Annotated in this window: 11 protein-coding genes, 1 tRNA gene and 1 pseudogene; 11 read left to right on the top strand and 2 right to left on the bottom strand. The window is 54.7% G+C overall.

The annotated features are described in order from the left end of the window. Positions 1-96 (top strand): annotated as a pseudogene (locus tag QGT73_RS13775) (IS5/IS1182 family transposase); the annotation flags it as partial. Positions 97-162: 66 nt separating this feature from the next. Further along, on the top strand, positions 163-405 hold the full coding sequence (locus QGT73_RS13770) for a hypothetical protein (protein WP_280122814.1): 243 nt from the start codon (positions 163-165) through the stop codon (positions 403-405). A 97-nt stretch (positions 406-502) separates the two neighbouring features. Here the strand turns inward: QGT73_RS13770 and QGT73_RS13765 are convergent, their stop codons facing one another. Continuing rightward, complete coding sequence (locus tag QGT73_RS13765) at positions 503-1,741, bottom strand: phage integrase SAM-like domain-containing protein (RefSeq protein WP_280122813.1); 1,239 nt, start codon at positions 1,739-1,741, stop codon at positions 503-505. 329 nt (positions 1,742-2,070) lie between these two features. On the opposite strand from QGT73_RS13765, the gene QGT73_RS13760 reads away from it, so the two are divergent. The 9 genes from QGT73_RS13760 (at position 2,071) to QGT73_RS13720 (ending at position 21,257) form a co-directional block, all read left to right on the top strand. Beyond that, on the top strand, positions 2,071-4,863 hold the full coding sequence (locus QGT73_RS13760) for a ligand-binding sensor domain-containing protein (protein WP_280122812.1): 2,793 nt from the start codon (positions 2,071-2,073) through the stop codon (positions 4,861-4,863). Positions 4,864-4,867: 4 nt separating this feature from the next. Continuing rightward, complete coding sequence (locus tag QGT73_RS17435; RefSeq protein ID WP_341874123.1) at positions 4,868-6,061, top strand: response regulator; 1,194 nt, start codon at positions 4,868-4,870, stop codon at positions 6,059-6,061. 412 nt (positions 6,062-6,473) lie between these two features. After that, positions 6,474-8,192, top strand: coding sequence for a glycoside hydrolase family 43 protein (locus QGT73_RS13750; protein WP_280122811.1), 1,719 nt, complete (start codon positions 6,474-6,476; stop codon positions 8,190-8,192). A gap of 100 nt (positions 8,193-8,292) precedes the next feature. Next, positions 8,293-11,427 carry a SusC/RagA family TonB-linked outer membrane protein gene (locus tag QGT73_RS13745; RefSeq protein WP_425278405.1) on the top strand — a complete coding sequence of 1,045 codons (3,135 nt, stop codon included), beginning with the start codon at positions 8,293-8,295 and terminating at the stop codon, positions 11,425-11,427. An 11-nt stretch (positions 11,428-11,438) separates the two neighbouring features. Continuing rightward, a complete protein-coding gene (locus QGT73_RS13740) occupies positions 11,439-13,364 on the top strand; it encodes a RagB/SusD family nutrient uptake outer membrane protein (RefSeq protein ID WP_280122810.1) in 1,926 nt (641 codons plus the stop codon). Between the two features lie 27 nt (positions 13,365-13,391). Then, the gene (locus QGT73_RS13735; protein ID WP_280122809.1) at positions 13,392-16,217 is read left to right on the top strand and encodes a SusC/RagA family TonB-linked outer membrane protein; all 2,826 of its coding nucleotides are present in this window, start codon (positions 13,392-13,394) and stop codon (positions 16,215-16,217) included. A 21-nt stretch (positions 16,218-16,238) separates the two neighbouring features. Then, on the top strand, positions 16,239-18,002 hold the full coding sequence (locus QGT73_RS13730) for a RagB/SusD family nutrient uptake outer membrane protein (protein WP_280122808.1): 1,764 nt from the start codon (positions 16,239-16,241) through the stop codon (positions 18,000-18,002). A 46-nt stretch (positions 18,003-18,048) separates the two neighbouring features. Further along, complete coding sequence (locus tag QGT73_RS13725) at positions 18,049-19,122, top strand: DUF5627 domain-containing protein (protein ID WP_280122807.1); 1,074 nt, start codon at positions 18,049-18,051, stop codon at positions 19,120-19,122. Between the two features lie 11 nt (positions 19,123-19,133). Then, complete coding sequence (locus tag QGT73_RS13720) at positions 19,134-21,257, top strand: endo-1,4-beta-xylanase (protein WP_280122806.1); 2,124 nt, start codon at positions 19,134-19,136, stop codon at positions 21,255-21,257. Positions 21,258-21,505: 248 nt separating this feature from the next. Here QGT73_RS13720 and QGT73_RS13715 read toward each other — a convergent pair. Further along, a tRNA-Arg gene (locus tag QGT73_RS13715) sits at positions 21,506-21,582 on the bottom strand. Positions 21,583-22,005: the final 423 nt, after the last annotated feature.

Genomic DNA, 22,005 nt, shown 5'->3' with positions numbered 1-22,005 from the left:
CTCAACCGCTTCGATACCACCGTCTCCAGTTGGAAAGGTTGGAATTTCCTCGCTTTTATCGTTATTTTCCTTAAAAAATTTCACAAATCAAATTAGTTTAAACAACTTCAATATAAAGCGTGTCTGACCGATTCCACCACCGGGCCATTCTCATTGTCTACGATGCAAAATTACCGCCGCGATGTCTCAATTTTCGCGACAGGTTCAAAAAAATCACATAAAAAGTTCAAAAAAACTCCCCCCCTCTTCACCGAAGCCCAGTCCAGAGCCATCTACGACCGATACGGCATCGACGGCATCCCCTACTACTTCCTCGTCGACCGCAAAGGCACAGTCACCCCGCGGCCCGACTTCCGCGACCACGACCTCCTCGTCTCCACCATCCTCGAAGAGCTCAAAAAATAATCTATAACTGTAAAACACAATATTGACATCTTCAAAAACCCTCGGGCAACCGCGGGGAGACACATGCACAGAGCCGTCATGTGTCTCCCCGCGTTCCTCATTGCACCAGACCTCGGAGTATCAGAGCATTGGCCCTGTCGACGGCCGACGTGTCAAGCGACGCCAGATATATCCTCGTCGTCGCCTCATTGTCATGCCCCATCCCCTCGCTGATTACCCCGACAGGCACCCCCTTGGCCTTGGCTGCCGACGCCCAACTGTGGCGCGCCACATAGAGTGTGAGCGGTATCTCCAGCCCGGCCATTCTTCCGACACGTTTCAGACTCCTGTTGATGCTATAACCCGCATTACGGTAAGCCACACGCTCATTCACATCACCTCTGCGGATGATAGGCAACAGAAAATCACTCGCATTCTCCCTATACTTGTCAAGGATTATCTGCATCTCGCGCGTCCACTTTATAGTCAACAATTGTCCCGTCTTGCGCCGTCGGTAAGTCACATAACCGTCGCGAAGATTACACTTGCGCAGATAAGCCATATCCACAAAACTCATGCCTCGGAGTATAAAACTCATGATAAACATATCGCGCGCATAATCAAGCCCCGGCATCCCCGACAGGTCAAGCCCCTTGATGCGTCTGATGACCGACAGCGGCAACGCCCGCTTCACAGTCCTGTCAATGCCCGTGTAGACATACCTGAACGGATAACGGTTCTCAATAATCTCAGCCTCCACCGCACGGTTATACACCGCACGCAATATGCGCATATAGAACGAAATCGTATTTGGCATCACCCCGCGATTGCGGTGCCATGCCTCATAAGCCTCCATCACCTCCTTGTTAAGACTGTCAAGCATGATATCCCGGCCTCCGTCCATACATCCGTCCACCTGCGACTCACACAGAAACTTGCGGAAACTCAGCAACGCCGACCTGTAAGTCTCCGACGTCCTGATCTTGCCGTTGCCCCTCAACCGTCTTATCATATCCTCCATATAGCTCGACAGCGAATACTCCTCGCCATATCGTCTGAACTCCTCGACCACATTATCGGCCGTATATCCCAGACCCTCGTCATCAAGACGGCGTACTATACGCACAAGACGCTCCATATCACATCTCACCATCTCGCGCACAGCCATCACATGTCTGCGGCGCACACTGTCAGCAACCACCCTCACCGTCATGCGGCAGCCGTCCCACTCCTCAGGCATCACCCTGTATTGCGTGAGCAATTGCCTCACCCTTCTCTCATGTATAATCTGATAATAGATTGCACCCTCGCGCTCTGCGACCGCCGACGGGCGAAACTTTACTTTAATCGTTGCCATAGCTGCTTTTTGTACATTATAAAAAAACAAGTTAAAAACAGCCAAAATTAATCCACAAAAACCTTACCGCCCAACTTCCGCCCTGACATCTCGCCCCCCCTCTCACTACCACTGCCAACGTATACACCAATCCGACACCACATCATCCCCTTTTGCGTTAAAAAATGTAACATAGTCGTTAAATTTTGGACATGCCGGGATTTTTCAGAAATATGATATGTAATGTGTGACCAAAAAGATATATCTTTGAATTGTGAAATATCATTGCCATGAACATTACAAAAAGAATATGTGTACTGTTATTGAGTATATATGCGATATTGACAAGTGTGACAGCGGTAGCCGTAACGGCCCGCACAGGGCGCATGTTTTCCGACCCGGCTTTCACTGTCGGCATATATGAGGATTTTTGTCGCGATGATGACGGTTTTCTATGGATTGCCACCGACAACGGCCTGATAAAATTTGACGGAAACAACTACTTTTACTACCGTCATGACGAAAACAACCCCGGCACCATCAGCGACAACCGCATCATACATGTCTTCGCCGACTCTCGCGGACGCGTATGGGCCGCCACGTCAAACGGCCTGAATCTCTATGACGCACAGTCCGACTCTTTTCAACGCATCACTCTCCCCTCAATCAATTACAGCGGTTATATAGCTGACATATGCGAACAGACCGACGGCACCATAACTTTTATTGTCGGCGGGCTCGGCCTATACATTATCGACGAGACCGGCGAACGGCCGACTGCAGTGAGATACTTGCTCAACCGGACGGCCGAGCTCGGCTTCAACTGTCTCACCTCAGCCCCTGACGGACGCCTGTATGTAGGCACCAACAACGGCAAGGTCGCCATCGTCAACCGCAACGGCAATGTCTCGGAGGTCAGTGTCACCGATGCCTACATCACCGACATTGTGATTGAAGACAACGGTGATATATTGCTGAGTTCGGTCAACGACATTTTTCGCATATCGGCTGATGACAATAGTGTCAGCACCATCTGTTCGGATAACGACGGATGTAAATACATCAAGAATTTCACCAAGTCACCCGATGGCAGCGTATATTACTCCACAGCCGCCGACGGCCTTTGGAAAATAGAGCCGGGAGCGAGTGAAGCCACTCGCTATCCCGACGTATATCTGCCATCCATAAGCCTCAAGGACACCAAGCTCGGAAGCATCCACGCCGACAGTGACGGCCACCTGTGGATAGGTTGCAACTACCGCGGCCTCGCATGCATCCCGCGCGAGGCAATCCCGTTCTCATACCATCCGCTGTCATCCTCACTGCCCGACTTCTGCGGAGGTCTGGGCGGTTTTGCCGTGTGGGGCAACAAGATAATCGTCGGTTTTGCCAACAGTGTTGCGGAGCTTGACAGCTCCGGCCGCAAGCTATCGCAGGTCGACATTCCATCCCACGGGGCAGTGACATCACTGACAACATCAGGCGACCGTCTGTACATCGGAGTATCCAACGACGGCATATGGAGCATCTCGCTCCCCGACGGACGCGAGTTGCGCAAAGTCCTCGACTATCCCGGCAAATATCCGTCACTCAAGACCTGCGTCCTTCCCGACGGTGACATTCTGGCAGGATTTCACGGCATAGGGCTTATGAGATACAACCCCTCGACAGGCTCTCGCAAGTGGTATGAGTCAGACACCGAAGGCGGAAGGCTCAACAATCCCTACTTCACATCAATGGAACTGTCGGCCGACTCTTCCGCTGTGTGGATAGGCCTCTACGGAGGCATCTCCTATTACGACATTGCAGCCGACGAACTGTCTCCTCTTGACCAGGCTCCGTTTGTCAAAGGTGCCACATTTGCCCTCGAGCCGCAATCCGACGGTTCAGTCATGGCCGGAACAAGCCATGGACTGGTACATTACGACCCACATAAATTTCTGCTGCGTAAATACACCACGCTTGACGGTCTCACCGACAATGACGTCAGAGCAGTCATCACCGACCGCAACGGCGGTTGGTGGATAGCTACAAAACGCGGACTCAACCACATGTCGGCCGACGGTAAAGACATCTCAGTATATTACGGCGGATACGGACTTAAAGAGAACGCTTTTTCATTCGGACGGCCCACAGCCGACAGCGACATTGTGCTGGGCAGCGACCTCGGCATCACCATGTTCTGTCCCGATTCAATCCCCGAGACCGGATTTGACGCCAAAGTGAGAGTGACATCCATGTTGCTCAACGGCGAGCGCATCAACAATCTGACCGAGATCAACGGACGTAAAGTCATCACATCGGCCGAGCCGCTAAGCATAAGACTCCCCTACAAAGACAACGCTCTGACGCTGCGGCTCTCCACTCTCGACTTTCGTGACGGAGCCAATGTGCGCTACATGTGGAGGCTGTCGGGCTACTCCAACGACTGGGTCATCTCTGCCCCGGGTGATAACGTGATATATCTACCCCACCTCGACCCCGGCTCCTACAGCCTGTCACTCAAGGCAATGGACAACAACATATACTCCGAGGAGTCACATATCTTCATCAAAATCTCCACTCCATGGTATATGGGCAATGTGGCAAAAGCCATCTACCTGCTGATAATCTTGTCGGTGATAGTGCTATCGGCCATAGTGATGAAAAAGAAAAGAGAGGAAAAAATCTACGACGCAAAGATAAAATTCTTCATGGACGTCTCCCACGACATACGCTCACCGATAACACTGATGCTCACGCCTCTCGAATCTCTGCTCCGAGAACCGTTCTCACCGGCTGTCAACGAGAAACTGCGCGTGATGCACCGCAACGGCCAGCGCATACTCTCGCTCATCAACCAACTGCTCGACCTGCGCAAAATCGAGAAAGGCGGCATGCGCCTATTGTGCCGTAAGACTGACCTCACAGCCTTTGTCGGCGAACTCGTCGACATGTTCAAGCCACAGGCTGCCGACAAGAAGATTACACTGACATTTGACCACTCAGGACAACCGGACGAAAAAGTATGGATTGACCGCGATAATCTCGACAAAATCCTGGTCAACATAATATCCAATGCCATTAAATATACCCAGCCGGGAGGAGAGATAACAGTATTGCTATCTACAGCTAACTCACTGAAATCGGGGGGGGGTAAGTAGTGTAATACGTGTCACCGACACCGGCATAGGACTCGATCCGCGCAATCTGGACAAGATATTCACACGCTTCTACCGTGGACGAGAGAATCACACAGCCGGCACCGCCGGAGTAGGCATCGGGCTCGACCTGTGCCGACGCCTCACCGAGCTCCATCACGGCACCATCAGCGGCCGCAACCGCACCGACGGCATCCGAGGCAGCGAATTTACAGTTACAATACCCGTCAGCGAGTCGGCTTACGCCCCCTCCGAACTTCAGCGCGAACATGACAATGAAGAGGAGACAACAGGCTATGCAAGCATTCGCAACGACCGCAACATTGTAGGCAACGACCTCACAACACCTGACAATCACAACACCATAAGCCGCCGGCGCAACATCGCACACGCCAAACGCATACTCATAGTCGATGACGACGCCGAGCTGCGCCAATACATCGACCACCACCTTGAGGAACTTGGCTACAGGACTGTCACCGCCTCCGATGGCTCTCAGGCCATGAAGATTATCACCGAAGAGAGTGTTGACCTGGTGGTGTGTGACGTGAAGATGCCGGTGATGGACGGACTTACATTCCTGCGGCTCGTAAGAAACAACATCAACCTCCACCACATACCCGTCATCATACTCAGCTCCAAGAGCGACATTGCCGACCGTATCGAAGGATGGGACCGTGGAGCTGACGGCTATCTGAGCAAACCGTTCAGTATAAACGAGCTCGACTCGCTTATCGACAGCCTCATCGACAACCGTCTGCGTCTCAAAGGCAAATATTCGGGCGTACAGGACACCGAATCATCCACCCCGGTGCCTGAAATCAAAGGCTATGACGAAGCTCTGATGGAACGCATCATCAGCATCATCAACGACAACATCGACAACCCCGGGCTCAACGTCGAGATGCTCGGCCAGAGCGCAGGCATCAGCCGCGTACACCTCCACCGCAAGCTCAAGGATCTCATAGGCATGACCCCGAGCAACTTCATCCGCAACACGCGTCTCAAACAAGCCTGTATACTTCTTCAGAAACCCGACGTCGAGGTGACACAGATAGCATATGCCGTAGGCTTCACCTCACAGACCTACTTCTCGACGGCATTCAAGAAATTCACAGGCTTCTCTCCGTCGGAATATCGAGCCAAATATCTCAGCGGAGAGTTGCGTTCAGAAGCTGGCCGGAAAGAGTCAGACACATAGCCGCCTCAACTGAGAAGTTACGTGAAAAAGCCGGGTGTATGAGTGTACTATGACACTCATACACCCGGCTTCCGATATGCCCACACACCTTTACACATCGACAATGAGACAATTATTAACACAATTATTACAAATATTAACGACCGCACCGGTATTTTATTTTACATGTTACGATACTTAACGCACATGGACAAGGATGGATGTAACTTTGCCATATATCAAAAGACACCGCCATGACTTCTTCATTGAGAATATGTACAGGTAGATTGTTTTAGGACTGCGGTCAAGGAATCGGGTCGCGACGCTGACACCGGCCCGATTCCTTCGACCCATTTTCACGCAGACGTCCCGGCAACCGACATAGCTCAATTACGACATATCAAGAAACGTAACCGATAAACCATAATTAATCATGAAAACCAAGCATTGTCATCTACATGCAGGCCTCATGCTGCTGGCGACGGCTGTCACAGGCTGCGCGACCGGCACAGGTGGCATAGAGCCTCAGGACTCACACGCCATCTTCAGCTCATTCTCCTACATGGGCAACGATGACTTCTATGCCGCCAATCCTCCGGCCGGCGAAAGCTCGTATTACAACCCCATCCTGCCGGGATGGTATTCCGATCCCTCCATCTGCGCCGATGACAAGGGCAACTACTATCTGGTGACATCCACCTTTACCTACTATCCGGGGGTGCCCCTGTTTCACAGCCGCGACCTCGTCAACTGGAAACAGACAGGCTATGTGCTCGACCGCCCCTCGCAACTTAAAAATCTCGAGAAACAACACGTGAGCGGCGGCATCTTTGCGCCCGACATCGCCTACAATCCCGCCAACAAGACCTACTACATGGTCACCACCAATGTCGGAGCAGGCAACTTCTTTGTAAAGACACAAAATCCAGCCGAGGGTTGGAGCGACCCCATTATGCTCCCCGAAGTGCAGGGCATCGACCCCGCTTTCTTCTTTGACGAGGACGGCAAGGCCTACATAGTCAACAACGATGACGCTCCCGACAACGAGCCCGAGTATCCCGGCCACCGGACAGTGAGAATCGTGGAGTTTGACACAGCCACTGACCGCTGTGTCGGCGAACGCAGGATTATCGTCAATAAAGGAGTGCGCCCCCAGGACAAACCCATCTGGTGTGAGGGCCCCCACATCTATAAAATAGACGGACAATACTATCTGATGACAGCCGAGGGCGGCACAAGCACTCAGCACAGCGAAGTGATATATCGCGGAGACTCGCCCATGGGCCCCTTCGAGCCGTGGGAAGGCAACCCGATACTCACCCAGCGCACACTCGACAGCTCGCGCAGCAATCCCGTAACATGCGCCGGACACGCTGACCTCGTCAAAGCACCCGACGGATCATGGTGGAGCGTATTTCTCGCATGCCGACCCATTGAGAACGACATCGAGAATCTCGGCCGAGAGACATTCATGCTCCCCGTGCGCTGGACCGAGGACGGATGGCCCTACATCACACGCGAGGGCGAAACCGTAGCCATGCAGTTTGACATGCCCGGCACCGTGCGTGACACCTCATCCATGACCGGCAACTTTGCTTGGAAAGAAAACTTCACCGACAGCATCCTCGGCCCTGAGTGGCACACCCTGCGCGGCCCGGCCACCGAATACTACTCCCTTACATCCAACCCCGGACATCTCACCCTCAGGTGTGGCAACGTCAACTCAACCGACAAGGCTGTACTCCCCTTTGTATGCCGCCGCATACAGCACCATAAATACACAGCCTCGACCACACTCACCTTTGTTCCCTCCCACGACAGGCAGTGTGCCGGCATGCTGCTGTTCAAGGACGAACTCCACCAGTATTTTCTCGGCAAAGCTCTCAGAGACGGCTCGCAACACATAGTGCTCCGACGCATCTCCGACACCGGCACCGAAGAACTCGCCTTCCAGGCTCTCGAAGCCGATAACTCGTCGGTCGACCTGCGCGTGGAGTCAAAAGGCCTCAGCCTTGACTTCGCCTACTCTACCGACAACGGCTCCTCATGGCAGACACTGGCCTCAGATCTCGACGCCGCTTTCATGTCAACGGCCAAGGCCGGAGGATTCACCGGCACCACCATAGGCCTTTACGCATCTGACGTTGAATGATAAATGCCTTACCTGTCATTCCTTACCATTCCCCTTACCATACTATAATAGAAATTGAACAAAGATTCAATCTAATATCATTTTTAATAACTTTATTGCAATGAAAAATGTAACTGAAAAACTTCATTACATTCTCCTGTTGCTGGCTATGTTAGTCACGGGTACATCGGCCGCTATGGCCGACATCGTGACCGGCACGGTCGTCGACGACACCGGCGAACCCCTCATCGGTGTGACAGTCCAGGAGAAAGGCAACACCAACAACGGTGTCGCCACAGGATTTGACGGAGACTTTTCTCTTAATGTTAAGTCGCTAAAAGCCACCCTGCTCGTGTCGTATGTAGGCATGAAGTCGCAGGAAGTAGCCCTCAACGGGCGCAACCATGTCACCGTCACTCTCCAGAGTGACTCGGAAGTGCTCGACGAAGTGGTTGTGGTCGGCTACGGACAGCAGAAAAAAGTGTCGCTCGTCGGTGCCATCACCCAGGCCACGGGCGAGACTCTCGCCAAGACCGGTGGTGTGTCGAGCATCGGCGCGGCCCTTACCGGCAACCTTCCGGGCGTTGTCACCATGCAGTCATCGGGTATGCCCGGCGACGAGGACCCCAAAATCGTTATCCGCGGCCAGACCTCATGGAACAGCAGCGACCCTCTCATCCTCGTAGACGGCATCGAGCGACCCATGTCGTCGGTCGACATCGGCTCGGTCCAGTCGGTATCTGTGCTCAAGGACGCCTCGGCCACCGCCGTATATGGTGTGAAAGGAGCCAACGGTGTAATCCTCATCACCACCAAGCGAGGCAATGAAGGACGCGCCAAGATATCGGTGGGCATGAACCTCACAGCCAAGGTAGCCTCGCAGCTCCCCGGCACCGAAGGTTCTCCCGAAGCCTTATACATGCGCAACCGCGTCATCGAGCGCGAGCTCGGCCTCACTCCCGAATCATGGGCCAGCATCACACCGATGAGCATCATCGAGAAATACCGCAATCCGGCCAATCTCGAGGAAGCCGAGCGTTATCCCAACGTCGACTGGCAGGACGCTCTGTTCAAGAAACAGGCCTTTGCCTACAACCCTAACATCAACATCAGCGGCGGCACAAAGGTCGTGAAATATTTCGCCTCCATCGACTTTCTCCATGAGGGTGACCTCTTCCGCGAATACGAGACCGGCCGCGGCTACACAGGCGGCTATGGCTTCAACCGCGTGAACGTGCGCTCCAACCTCGACTTCAACATCACACGCTCCACCGTGTTCAAGATGAACATCTCGGGCTCGCACGGCGAGAAAAAATCGCCCTACAACGTCTCGGACGACTCCTTCGGTGCCACACAGATGTGGCAGGCAGCCTACGGTGCACCTGCCGATGCATTTATCCCCAGATATTCCGACGGCACATGGGGTTACTATCCGGCCAACAGCCAGGGCGCACCCAACTCAATGCAGATTCTCGCCACCGGCGGTGTGGAATACACGACCACCACACGCATCAACACCGACTTCACCCTTGAGCAAGACCTCTCGTTCATCACCCAGGGACTGCGCGCAAGTGCCACAGTGTCGTGGGACAACGTGTTTGTCGAGGCCGACCGAGGCATATGCGAGAACTATTACGAACCGCAAACTAAATGGATTGACCCCGAGACAGGCGAGACTATGTGGAAAAAGCAGACCCAGACCAACGGCCTCGACTTCTCCGAAGACATGAAATGGAGCATCAAGCCCGGTGCCACACGCGACTGGGCCACACAGCGCAATCTCTTCTATCAGGCACAGATCAACTGGGGCCGCAAGTTCGGCAACCACGACGTGACAGCCATGGGCGTGTTCAACCGCGACGAGCGTGCCACCGGCAGCGAGTTTCCCAACTATCGCGAGGACTGGGCCTTCCGCGCCACCTATAATTATGCCGACAAATATTTCGTAGAATACAACGGTGCCTACAACGGCTCGGAGAAATTTGACCGCCGCCACCGCTTCGAGTTCTTCAACTCGGGAGCCGTAGGCTGGCGCATCAGTCAGGAAAAATTCATGAACTTCAGCCGCGGCTGGCTCGACAACCTCAAGGTGCGCTACTCTATCGGCCAGGTGGGCGATGACAACATCTGGCAGCGTTGGATCTACGCCACACAGTGGGCCACCCACGCACCGCTCGTGCTCTCGACCGTAGACGGCCAGACTTCGCCCTACACATGGTATAAGGAGTCGCAGATAGGCAACCCCGACATCCACTGGGAGAAGTCGCTCAAGCAGAACTTCGGTATAGATTTCTCTTTCATGAAATCACTCGTGGCCGGTACAGTCGAAATCTTCAACGAGCGTCGCAACGACATCCTGGTCAACGGCAGCAGCCGTGCCATCCCCTCCTATTTCGGAGGCACAGCCCCCACCGCCAACCTCGGCCGCGTATCAAGCAAGGGTTACGAGCTTGAGCTCCGACTCAACAAGACATTCGGCAACGGCATGCACGTATGGGGCAACTTCAGCATGACACACGCCGAAAACAAGGTGCTCGAATATGACGACCCCGAACTGCTCGAGTCTTACCGCAAGACCGCCGGCTTTACCATCGGCCAGGACCACATCATCTATGACGCAGGCTATGCCAACACCTGGGATGACGTCATCGCCATGACACCCCACAACTCCAACAACAACCAGAAGCTCCCCGGACAGCCCATCATGGTCGACTACAACGGCGACGGTGTCATCGACTCGTCCGACAGCACCCCCTACGGATTCAGCGGCACACCGCAGAACACCTACAACGCCACCATCGGCTGGGACTGGAAAGGCTGGAGCCTCTACATGCAGTTTTACGGCGTGACCAACGTCAACCGCACCGTGGTCTTCGAGTCATACCGCGGCAAGCTCAACACACTCTTTGCCGGTGTCAACTTCTGGACCCCCTACGGCGACGACATCGACCGTCCTCTTCCCGTGTGGAACTCCACCCCCTCCTACTACAACGGCTGGGACAACCGCTACAACCACTATGACGGCTCATACGTGCGTCTGAAGAACGTCGAGATAGCCTACACCTGGACCTCGGGCAGTTGGATCAAACATCTGGGCCTCTCGTCACTCAAGCTCTATCTCAACGGCAACAACCTGTGGGTATGGTCAAAGATGCCCGACGACCGCGAGTCAAACTTTGCCGGCACAGGCAACGCCAGCCAGGGCGCATATCCTACGGTCAAGCGTTTCAACATAGGTTTCAGATTTGACATCTAATCCATCGAAAAATGAAAAAAATCAAGTCATATATCGCATATCTTCTATTAGCCGGCATGTCAGCGTCAGCCCTGACCGGATGTACCGACTATCTTGACAAGGCACCCGAGAGCGAAATCTCCGCCGACGAAGCCTTCAAGAATTTCCGCAACTTCCAGGGATTTGTCGAAGAGCTCTACTTCTGCGTGCCCAACTTCACCACCGGCTACTGGAACAACTCCTTCAACTGGGGCGAGGACGAAATCATCAATGTCGGCAAAGACTATTTCATGGGCTACAAGGTAGACCAGGGCGACTTCTGGGGCTGGCAGGCCGAGCACGACGGCTGGCAGTGCGGCTTCATGGACATCAACAACTTCTCCACCGACTATGCTCCCGATCCCGCTAAGGTGGGCGACCGCCCCACCCTCTGGCAGGGCGCATGGTACGGTATCCGCAAGGCCAACCTCGGCCTGGCCAACCTCGACCGTCTCACCGAGGCCACTCAGGAGCAGAGAGACATCATACGCGGACAGCTTCTCTTCTTCCGCGGATTTTTCCACTTCCAGCTCATGCAGTACTTCGGCGGTCTCCCCTACATCAACGAAGTGCTCTCGGGCGGCAAGCTCACTCTGCCCCGTCTCTCCTACCACGACTGTGCCAATCTCGCCGCAGCCGACCTCAGCGAAGCAGCCTCGCTGCTCCCTGTCAACTGGGACAACACCTCGACAGGCGCACCCACACGCGGCAACAACGAGCTGCGCATCAATAAAATCATGGCCCTCGGCTATCTCGGCAAAGACCTCCTCTGGGCCGGCAGCCCGCTCATGAACTGGGAGTCGACCGGCTCGCAGACCTACAACACCGACATGTGCCGCCGCGCCGCCGAAGCCTTCGGCGAGCTGCTCTCGCTCGTGGAGAGCGGACAGACACAGTATTCGCTCGTCGACTTCGCCAACTACAAGGAGCTCTTCCTCACCCACGGCAAGGGCGGACTGATGCCGGGCTCGACCGAAGCAATATTCCGCAACCCCGTCATTGAATGGAACCGCTCCAACTGGGGCCAGACCCGCTCATACGGCACAGCTTTCCTTGACCCCGAAGGAGGTAACATCTTCCAGCCCACGGCCAACTATGTCAACTATTACGGCATGGCCAACGGTCTGCCACTCGACGACCCCGACTCGGGCTTTGACAAGTCACATCCCTGGAAGGACCGCGACCCGCGCTTCTATCACGACATACGCTTTGACGGATGCAAGCTCGAACTTGGCGGCGACGCCGCGGCTGACCCCATACGCTACGCCCCGCTCTACACCGACGGAGTAATGCGCGACGTCATCAAGGGAAGCCGCACAGGTTATCTCAACTACAAGTTTATCCGCGACGACTTCAACCAGTGGGATAATCAGGGAGCCGGCAACTGGGGAGCCAACAACCACATGCTCGTGCCCTACATGCGCCTGGCCGACATCTACCTGATGTATGCCGAGGCCGCCGCCGAGGCTACCGGCGCGCCCTCCGGACGCTCGTCCAACTGCTCGCTCTCGGCTCTTGACGCCATCAACACCATCCGCGAGCGTGCGGGTGTCGATCCGGTCAACGCCAAGTTTACAGGCTCGCTCGAAGCATTCATGGGCGAAGTGCGCCGCGAGCGTGCCGTGGAGCTTGCATTTGAGGCCCACCGTTTCAACGACCTGCGCCGCTGGCTGCTCCTCGACAAGTATCCCTACAACATCAAGACCTCGCAGGAATTTCAGCGTGTGGGCGACCTCACAGGCGTGGAGAAAGACTCCTCCAAGGGCGTCAACATCCAGGACCCCACACAAAACGAGGTTATAGGATTTCACGAAGAGGTAATCCTCACCCGCAACTTCACCGACAAACACTGGTGGTTGCCCCTCAAGGTCAGCGACTCCAAGATGTATGTCGAATTTGGCCAGAACCCGGGCTGGTGATCATAAACACTCTAAAGAATCACATCAATGGAAAAAATACATAAACTGATATATCCCGCACTGGCGGCAGCCATCATGCTCACACCGGCCGCCGCTCTGGCCGATGCCGACGACAACGCCGCCGCACTCGACTCGCTGGGCAACGAGGTGCAGCTCCCCTTCCGCACAGCATCGCCCGACGACATCTTCGGCGGAGTCTCGCAGGTCAACATGGTGGACCTTCAGAAGAAAAGTTACACCACATACAGCCTCGCCAACATGCAGAGCCTTGTGGCCGGCTACAACGGTCAGCTCTGGAATATGGGCGACGCCCTCGTGCTCGTCGACGGTGTGCCCCGTGACGCCGACAACATCATTCCCGCCGAGATCGAGACCATCTCGTTTCTGAAAGGCGCGCAAGCCGTGGTGCTCTACGGCAGCGCGGCCTCCAAGGGCGCGATACTCATCACCACCAAACGCGGCCGCACCACCGGACTCCAGGTGTCGGTTAGAGGCGACGCTACACTCTTTGTCCCCAAGGCCTATCCCAAATATCTTGGAGCGGCCGAGTACATGACCCTTTATAACGAGGCCCGACGCAATGACGGACTCGAAGCAGCCTTCACCGAGACTGACATCTACAACTATGCCTCAGGCAAGAATCCATGGCGTTACCCCGACATCAACTTCTTCTCCGACGACTATCTGCGCAGCCACTCATGGCGTTACGAAGGTCAGGCAGAGTTTACCGGCGGAGGCAAGTATGCCACCTTCTACGCCCTCATCGGTCTCTATCACAGTGACGACATCCTCAACTTCGGCGAGGGCAAGAACAACGGCACCACACGTCTCAACGTGCGCGGCAACATCGACCTGCGCCTCAACGACTGGGTGACAGGATGGGTCAACACCAGCGCGACCTTCTATGACAACCGCACAGACCTGGCCAACTACTGGGCAGAGTCGGCCAACATGCGTCCCACCATCCCCGGGTCGTCACCGCTGGTGCCGCTGATACCGATAGGAGCCATCGAGCCCGATGACGAAAACTCATGGGTGCTCGTCAACAACTCGCGATTCCTCGTCGACGGAAAATACCTGCTCGGAGGCACGCAGCAGTATCAGACCAACCCCTTCGCCGCAATGTATGCCGCCGGCTACTCCAAGTGGACAAGCCGTCAGTTGCAGTTTGACGCCGGAGTGCGCATCGGCCTCGACAAGATTACCCCGGGACTCCGCTTCGTGGCCCGCGGCGCGGTCGACTACAACACCAGCTACTCGACCTCCATCAATAACACCTACGCCACCTATCAGGCCTCATGGAGCAACTACGGCGGCAAGGATGTTATAGCCGACATAACCAAGTTTGGCAACGATCTCAGCTCGGGCGTGCAGAACATCAGCGGCTCGGCCGAGCGTCAGACACTCATGTTCTCCGGACAGTTTGACTACAACCGCCGCTTCAACGACCTCCACGGCATCGAGGCCAACCTCATAGCCCACGGCTACAAGCGCACCATCACAGGCGAGTATCACCGCACCACCAATGCCTCGCTCGCCATGCGCGCCGCCTACAACTATGACAGCCGCTACTATGCCGAGTTTAACGGAGCTCTCAACCACTCCGCCAAGCTGGCCCCCGGCCACCGCAACGGCTTCTCGCCTGTCGGCAGCCTCGGATGGCGCATCAGTCAGGAAGATTTCCTCAAAGGCTCAAGCGTGGTCGACGAGCTGAGACTCAACGCCACCTACGGCATGATACTCCAGGACCTCGACATCAACGGCTACTATCTCTACGACAACAAGTTTACCGCCGACGGTGACTGGTGGGGATGGAACGACACCCAGACCGGCATACAGACATTCGTGTCACGCCAGGGAGCCAATCCCGACCTGACGTTCATCAAGCGCAAAGAGTTTAACGTAGGCATCGAAGGCTCTCTGTGGAACAGCGCGCTGAAATTCAACGCCGAGTTCTTCACCGTCAACACCGACGGACTCCCCATCGAGGCCACCAATCTCTATCCGAGCTACTTCAAGACCTACTATCCCAACAGCTCGTTCACACCCTGGATCAACTATAACAACCAGCGTCGCACCGGATTTGACCTCGGTATCACCGGCTCGCACCGTTTCGGCCAGGTGGACCTGACTCTCGGAGCCAACGTGATGTACACCACGGCCAAGAATACCCGCGTGAGCGAAAACGTAGAGTATGACTGGCTGCGCACCGAGGGTGCTCCCGTCGACGCCCTCCGCGGCTACCGCTGCCTCGGATTCTTCCAGAGCGAGGAAGAGATAGCCGGCTCGGCCGTAATCAACAACACCACCAAGCCCGGCGACCTCAAGTATCAGGACATGAATGGTGACGGCATCATCGATTCGCGCGACCAGGTGGTGCTCGGACGCTGGTCGGCCCCCTGGAGCTTCGGCTTCAACCTCACCGCCGCCTACAAGAGATTTACCCTCTTCGTGGCCGGTTCGGGCAACGCCGGTGCGACAGGCGTCATGGACAACAGCTATGCATGGGTCTACGGCGACCGCAAATACTCCGAAATGGTGCGTGGACGCTGGACTCCCGAGACAGCCGCCACCGCCACTTATCCCCGCCTCACGACACAGAGCGGCGACCTCAACTTCGTGACTTCCGACTTCTGGACATTCTCGACCGACGCGTTCTACATCAACCAGGTGCAGCTCACCTACAATCTGCCCTCCAGATGGTTTACCGACAAGTTTGTCAAAGGTCTTGACATCTACGTCAACGGCAACGACCTCCTCTCAGTCTGCAGCCGCCACAAATATCGCGAGACTTCAGTCGGAGGTGCTCCGCAGAACCGTTCCTACAATCTCGGTGTCAAAGTCAATTTCTAACGCTTACAACCAATCATCCATATGAAAAAGTTTATCATTCCGTGCCTGACATCACTGGTGGCCATGGCCGCCCTGACGGGATGTGACGATGTGTTCGAGCCCGCGCCCGAGAACAATCTCCCGCTCGACTTTCTCGAATCCAACTCGTCATATGCCGAAAACATGCTCGGTATAGCATATATATATATCCCCGACAACGGCTCGATATCATTCAACGAAGTGGCTACCGACGACGCTGTATCAAACGACGCCAACAACAGCTACCGCATCATAGCCTCGGGCCGATGGACCTCGCAAAACAACCCCATCAACCGATGGGAAGGATGCCGTTCGGCCATCCAGTATTGCAACCTGCTCCTTGCCAACCTCGACCGCGTGACCTGGGCCAAGGACGAGACCGTCAACATGCTCTTCCGCAAACGTTTCGAGGCCGAGGCCCGCGGTCTGCGCGCCATCCACATGTATTATCTCCTCCAGTCTCATGCAGGTTTTGACGCCGCAGGCAACCTGCTCGGTGTGCCCATTGTGGAAGTGCCCGAGGACGCCTCGAGCAACTTCAACGTACCCCGCAACACATTTGCCGAGTGCATGGATGCCATCGAGCGCGACGCAAAAGCCGCACTTGAAGTGCTCCCCACCCGTTATGGCGAAAGCTGCTTCGAGACCATGCGCTCACGCTATCCCGGCATCACCGACGGACAGCTCGAACGAGTGTTTGGCGCACGTTTCACCGGCCGTATATGCGGCGAGATAATCGAAGCCTATCTCGCCCGTCTCGCCCTTATGGCAGCCAGCCCGGCCTATGAGGCTTCGGGCGTGACCTGGGAGGAAGCCGCCAATCTCAACGCTACGATTGTCAACTACTCGGGCGGCCCCGACAGCCTCGACCCCAACGGCGGCACCTGGTATTGCGACCCGGGCATCGACAATCTCGCCGACTATCAGTCGCCCGCCGAAATCATATGGCGCAGCGGTAAGGCTAACGGCACATCCGACCTCGAGAAAGAAAATTTCCCACCCACTCTTTACGGCAACGGACGCATCAATCCCACGCAGAATCTCGTCGATGCCTTCCCCATGCTCAACGGCTATCCCATCACCGACAGCCGCGCCGGATATTCTGACTCAGATCCCTACACCGGCCGAGACCCCCGTCTGGCGCAATACATCCTGTATAACGGTGGCACTGCCGGACACGACAACCGCACCATCACCACCGCGGCCGACGGCTCCGACAACGATGCTTTGGGCAAGATTTCCACATCGACACGCACCGGCTACTATCTGAAAAAACATCTGCGTCAGGATGTCAACTGCGACCCCAGCACTACTTCCGGCAAAGCCCACTACACGGCACGTATGCGTTACACCGAGTATTTCCTTAACTATGCCGAAGCGGCCAACGAAGCCTGGGGTCCCACAGGAACAGGCAGCAACGGATATTCGGCATACGACATCATCAAGGCCATACGCCAGCGCGCAGGTATCGGTGCCGACAACGGTGACCCGTATCTCGAAGAAGTCAAGGCCGACAAAGACCTCATGAGACAGCTCATACGCAACGAACGCCGACTTGAGCTCTGCTTTGAGGGATTCCGCTTCTTCGACATCCGCCGCTGGAAATCCGACCTCAACGCCACAGCTCGCGGCATGAACATCACCGGCAACGTCTTCACACCCATCGACGTGGAGACCCGCTCCTATCGCGATTATATGTACTACGGACCCATACCCTACTCCGAAGTGCTTAAATTCAACGCGTTGCAACAAAACGCCGGATGGTAATCCACCTTTCTTATAAAGTATAAATACCATTATACATACTATATTCATGAAAAAATCACTTTTCATCATATCCTCACTCACCGTATCCCTCTGCTCATGCCACAACAGCGATATAGAGTTTGACAATTTCGATTATCAGACCATCTCATTCGGCACACAGGCACCGATACGCACCATCACATTGGGCGACGACGGAGACTACAACACCGACCTCGACAACGCCCACATGTTTGACATCAAGGCAGTGCTCGGAGGCGTTAATGTCAACAATGAGACCCATTCGGCCGCCTTCACCGTCGACAACTCGCTGTGCGACGGACTCTACTTCTCCGACGGCCGTCCCGTGCTCCCTATGCCGGCCTCCTACTACTCCATCTTGGGCGACCAGATGGTAATCACGCCCGGCAATGTGCTCGGAGGTGTGCGCGTGCAGCTGAGCGACTCCTATTTCGAGGACCCCGCTTCGGTCGAAACCACCTACGTAATCCCTATTGTACTCACTTCCTCGGCTGACTCCATACTTCAGGGCAAACCAAAGGACGGCATAGCCAATCCCCGCCGTCTCGTCAAGGACGACTGGGCCAAACAGCCCAAAGACTATGTGCTCTATGCCGTGAAATATAAAAATCCCTATCACGGATGCTGGCTTAGCAAAGGCACCGACAACATCGACAACAACGGTGAAGTAAAGACCGACAACCGTGTCACCGACCTCTGGGAAAAAGCCTCGCTGCGCTATCTCGTCACAAAGAGCCTGACACAGTCAGTCTACACATTCACCCACACAGTCCCCGTCATTGACGCCGCCGGCGAAAAGTCGGAAAAGACTCTCGTGTGTGAACTCCTGCTCGACATCGACGACCGCGGTGTATGCACCGTCTCTACCCAATCGGCCGGATGCACAGCCTCGGGACAAGGACAGTGGACCCGACAGGGCGAACCCAAAGCCTGGGGTGACAAGGACCGCGACCTCCTCACACTATCCTACACCTACACCATCGACTATGTATGTGACGAGTCGACAGGCCGTCACGCAACCTACAAGGTGACTACCGACGAACGGATGGTGATGCGTGACCGTCAGAATAAATTCGAGGAATTCAGCTACACCGTTCAATAATATCTATGACCATGGTAAAGTACAGAATATTCACAGCAATAACCCTCGGAGCCGGACTGCTCGCAGCATGCGCCGACACCGATATATTACCCTACACCGTCGAGAAGCCTCAGGACCTGACCGACTATGAATATCTCGACAGCTATGCCGACCTGAAAACTTATCTCGACCGGAGTGCCCATCCGGGCTTCCTCCTCGGCACAGGTGTCCTCGCAAGCGACTACAACAGCAAAGGAGTGATATACCGCCTCACCAACCACAACTTTGACATCATCACGGCCGGAAACGCCATGAAATATGCATCGGTGGTAGACGACAAAGGCGACATGAACTTCAGCACAGTCACAGCCTTTGTGGAAAACGCCCGCTCGGCCGGAGTGCAGGTCTACGGCCACACTCTCTGCTGGCATGAACAGCAGAACGCCAAGTGGCTAAACAGCCTCATCAAAGACAAAGACGTCGAAGTGGATCCCGGTGATATGATCGAGACCGAAGACGCGACTGTAACATATGACGGCGTGACCGAATTTCCCTATTTCGTGATGGGCTATAAGCCCGATATGGTCGACGGAGTACTGACCGTCAAGGAGTATCCCGGCGAATGGTATCAGTTCTTCGTAATGGATGGCCTCCAGTTTGTAGAAGGACGCGAATACACCGTCACAGCCCGTATACGCGGCAGCAAACCCGGCGACCTCAACGTACAGCTCGGCGACTGGGGAGCCCTCCAGGAAAAAAGAATGTCGTTTACCGACGAATGGTCTGAAGTGTCAATCAAAATGCCACCCGTCACGACAGCCGGCGGATTCTCCGTATTCCAGCCGGGCACATATGACGGCTCTCTCGAAATCGATTGGATCAGACTCTCTCACAGCGAAGCCAACATCGCCAAAACCAAAGTTCCTATCGAGACATTCGACTTCTCCGATGACCACAAGCTCGGAGGATGGGGCAGTGACATAACATATGACGTAATCGACGGAGTCTTTGTCATAAACAACTCGACCGCAGCAAAGGACTGGGAAAAACAAGTCTGCTACGAGACCGAAACTCCGCTTGAAGTCGACCAGACCTACCTCATCGACATGCGCGTCAGAGGCTCGAAGAAAGGCTCCGTTAACCTCCTATTCCAAAACCCCGACGGATACGTCGACTGCGGCTCTCTCGGAAGCATGGCCATTGACACTGACTGGAACGACATCACCGTAAAAGGAACGGTCAACGGAGACGGAGCAAAACGCATACTCTTCAACGTAGGAAACTATGATGGCAAAATCGAAATCGCCTCGATGATGATCTACTACGAGAAATCTGCCAATGTAATCCAGCTCACCCCCGAGCAGAAAGCCGAAATACTCGAAGCCGAAATGGAACGCTGGGTGTCTGGCATGATGGCCGCCACCCAGGGCTACGTAAAGGCTTGGGACGTTGTCAACGAACCCATCTCGGGCGGACCATGGGGACAGCGTTATGATCTCCAGCATGCTGTCAACGACCCCGACGCCGCCAAGAAATTCTACTGGCAGGACTACCTTGGCGACGACTTCGTGAGAGTGCCCGTCAAATACGCCCGCAAATACTTTGAGGAAAACGGAGGCAACCCCGATGATCTCAAACTCTTCATCAACGACTACAACCTCGAGAGTGACTGGGACGACAACCAGAAACTCAAAAGCCTTATCTCGTGGATCGAACAGTGGGAAAGCGACGGCGTGACACGCATCGACGGCATCGGCTCGCAGATGCACATCTCCTACTACCTCAACCCGCAGACACAACAGAGCAAGGCCGACCATATCGAAAAAATGTTCCGTCTCATGGCGGCTTCAGGCAAACTCGTCCGCATCACCGAGCTTGACATGGGACTCGTTGACGAAAACGGCAACGACATCCCCACCGCTCAAGTAACCCTCGAGCAGCACAAGCTCATGGCCGACTACTACAAATGGATCATCCGCAAATACTTCGAGATCATACCCGTCGAGCAGCAATTCGGCATCACATTATGGTGTCAGACCGACAGCCCCGAAGGCTCCGGATGGCGTCCCAACCAGCCCACAGGCATATGGAACGCAGCACTCAACCGCAAACCGGCCTACGCAGGTATAGCCGAAGGCCTCGCCGGACAGGACTGATAACTCTACATAATTGCTCCGCCGGAGAAGCTGATAGCCGCGTCAGACAAAGCTGACAGACCATTCTGACACAACTAATAGCCCCACACCGGCCGGCAGTTATAACCATTTCCTCCTAAATCAATAATCAACAACCGGGAGACAGGTACACATCACGTACCTGCCTCCCGTATCTTTTAACGGCTCCCATAGTTATCGCTTGCGGACACGAAAAAGGGCCACAAACTCATGTCGAATTTGTGACCCTTTGGTGATCCGGATGCGACTCGAACGCATGACCGTCTGCTTAGAAGGCAGATGCTCTATCCAGCTGAGCTACCGGACCATCATTCCGTATCGGGCGGCTGAGATGGCGGGTGATTTTTACCACATTCATCCCGTCTGTCCGAGATGCTACACGCTAACGGATGTGCAAAGGTAGATATTTTTTATGTCATATGCAAATATGCATTTTCTTATTACACGCCGTTTTCTTGCAAAACACTCCAAATTACGCCTTCATCACGCTGTTTTCACCATTTTTCTTGCAAAATAATAAGGTTTTGATTAACTTTGACCAGACCTGTATGGCAAAAAACTTTTCGTTATCAATCTCTTCATTTTGCCACTGCAGTCATCACGTGTAACTATTCAGCGGACACGCTAAGGCGATAATGTGGAATAGACATCACCATTATAAGTAAATTCAACCTGCTGATTTTATAGTAATTAGCTGCAATTTTATTTGGTAAAGTCAAATAAGTTTTGT

The sequence above is a fragment of the Duncaniella muricolitica genome, from assembly GCF_910574735.1.
GTDB lineage: Bacteria > Bacteroidota > Bacteroidia > Bacteroidales > Muribaculaceae > Duncaniella > Duncaniella muricolitica.
The sequence above is the reverse complement of the archived record's forward strand: the minus strand, read 5'-3'. Positions and strand labels throughout refer to the sequence as shown.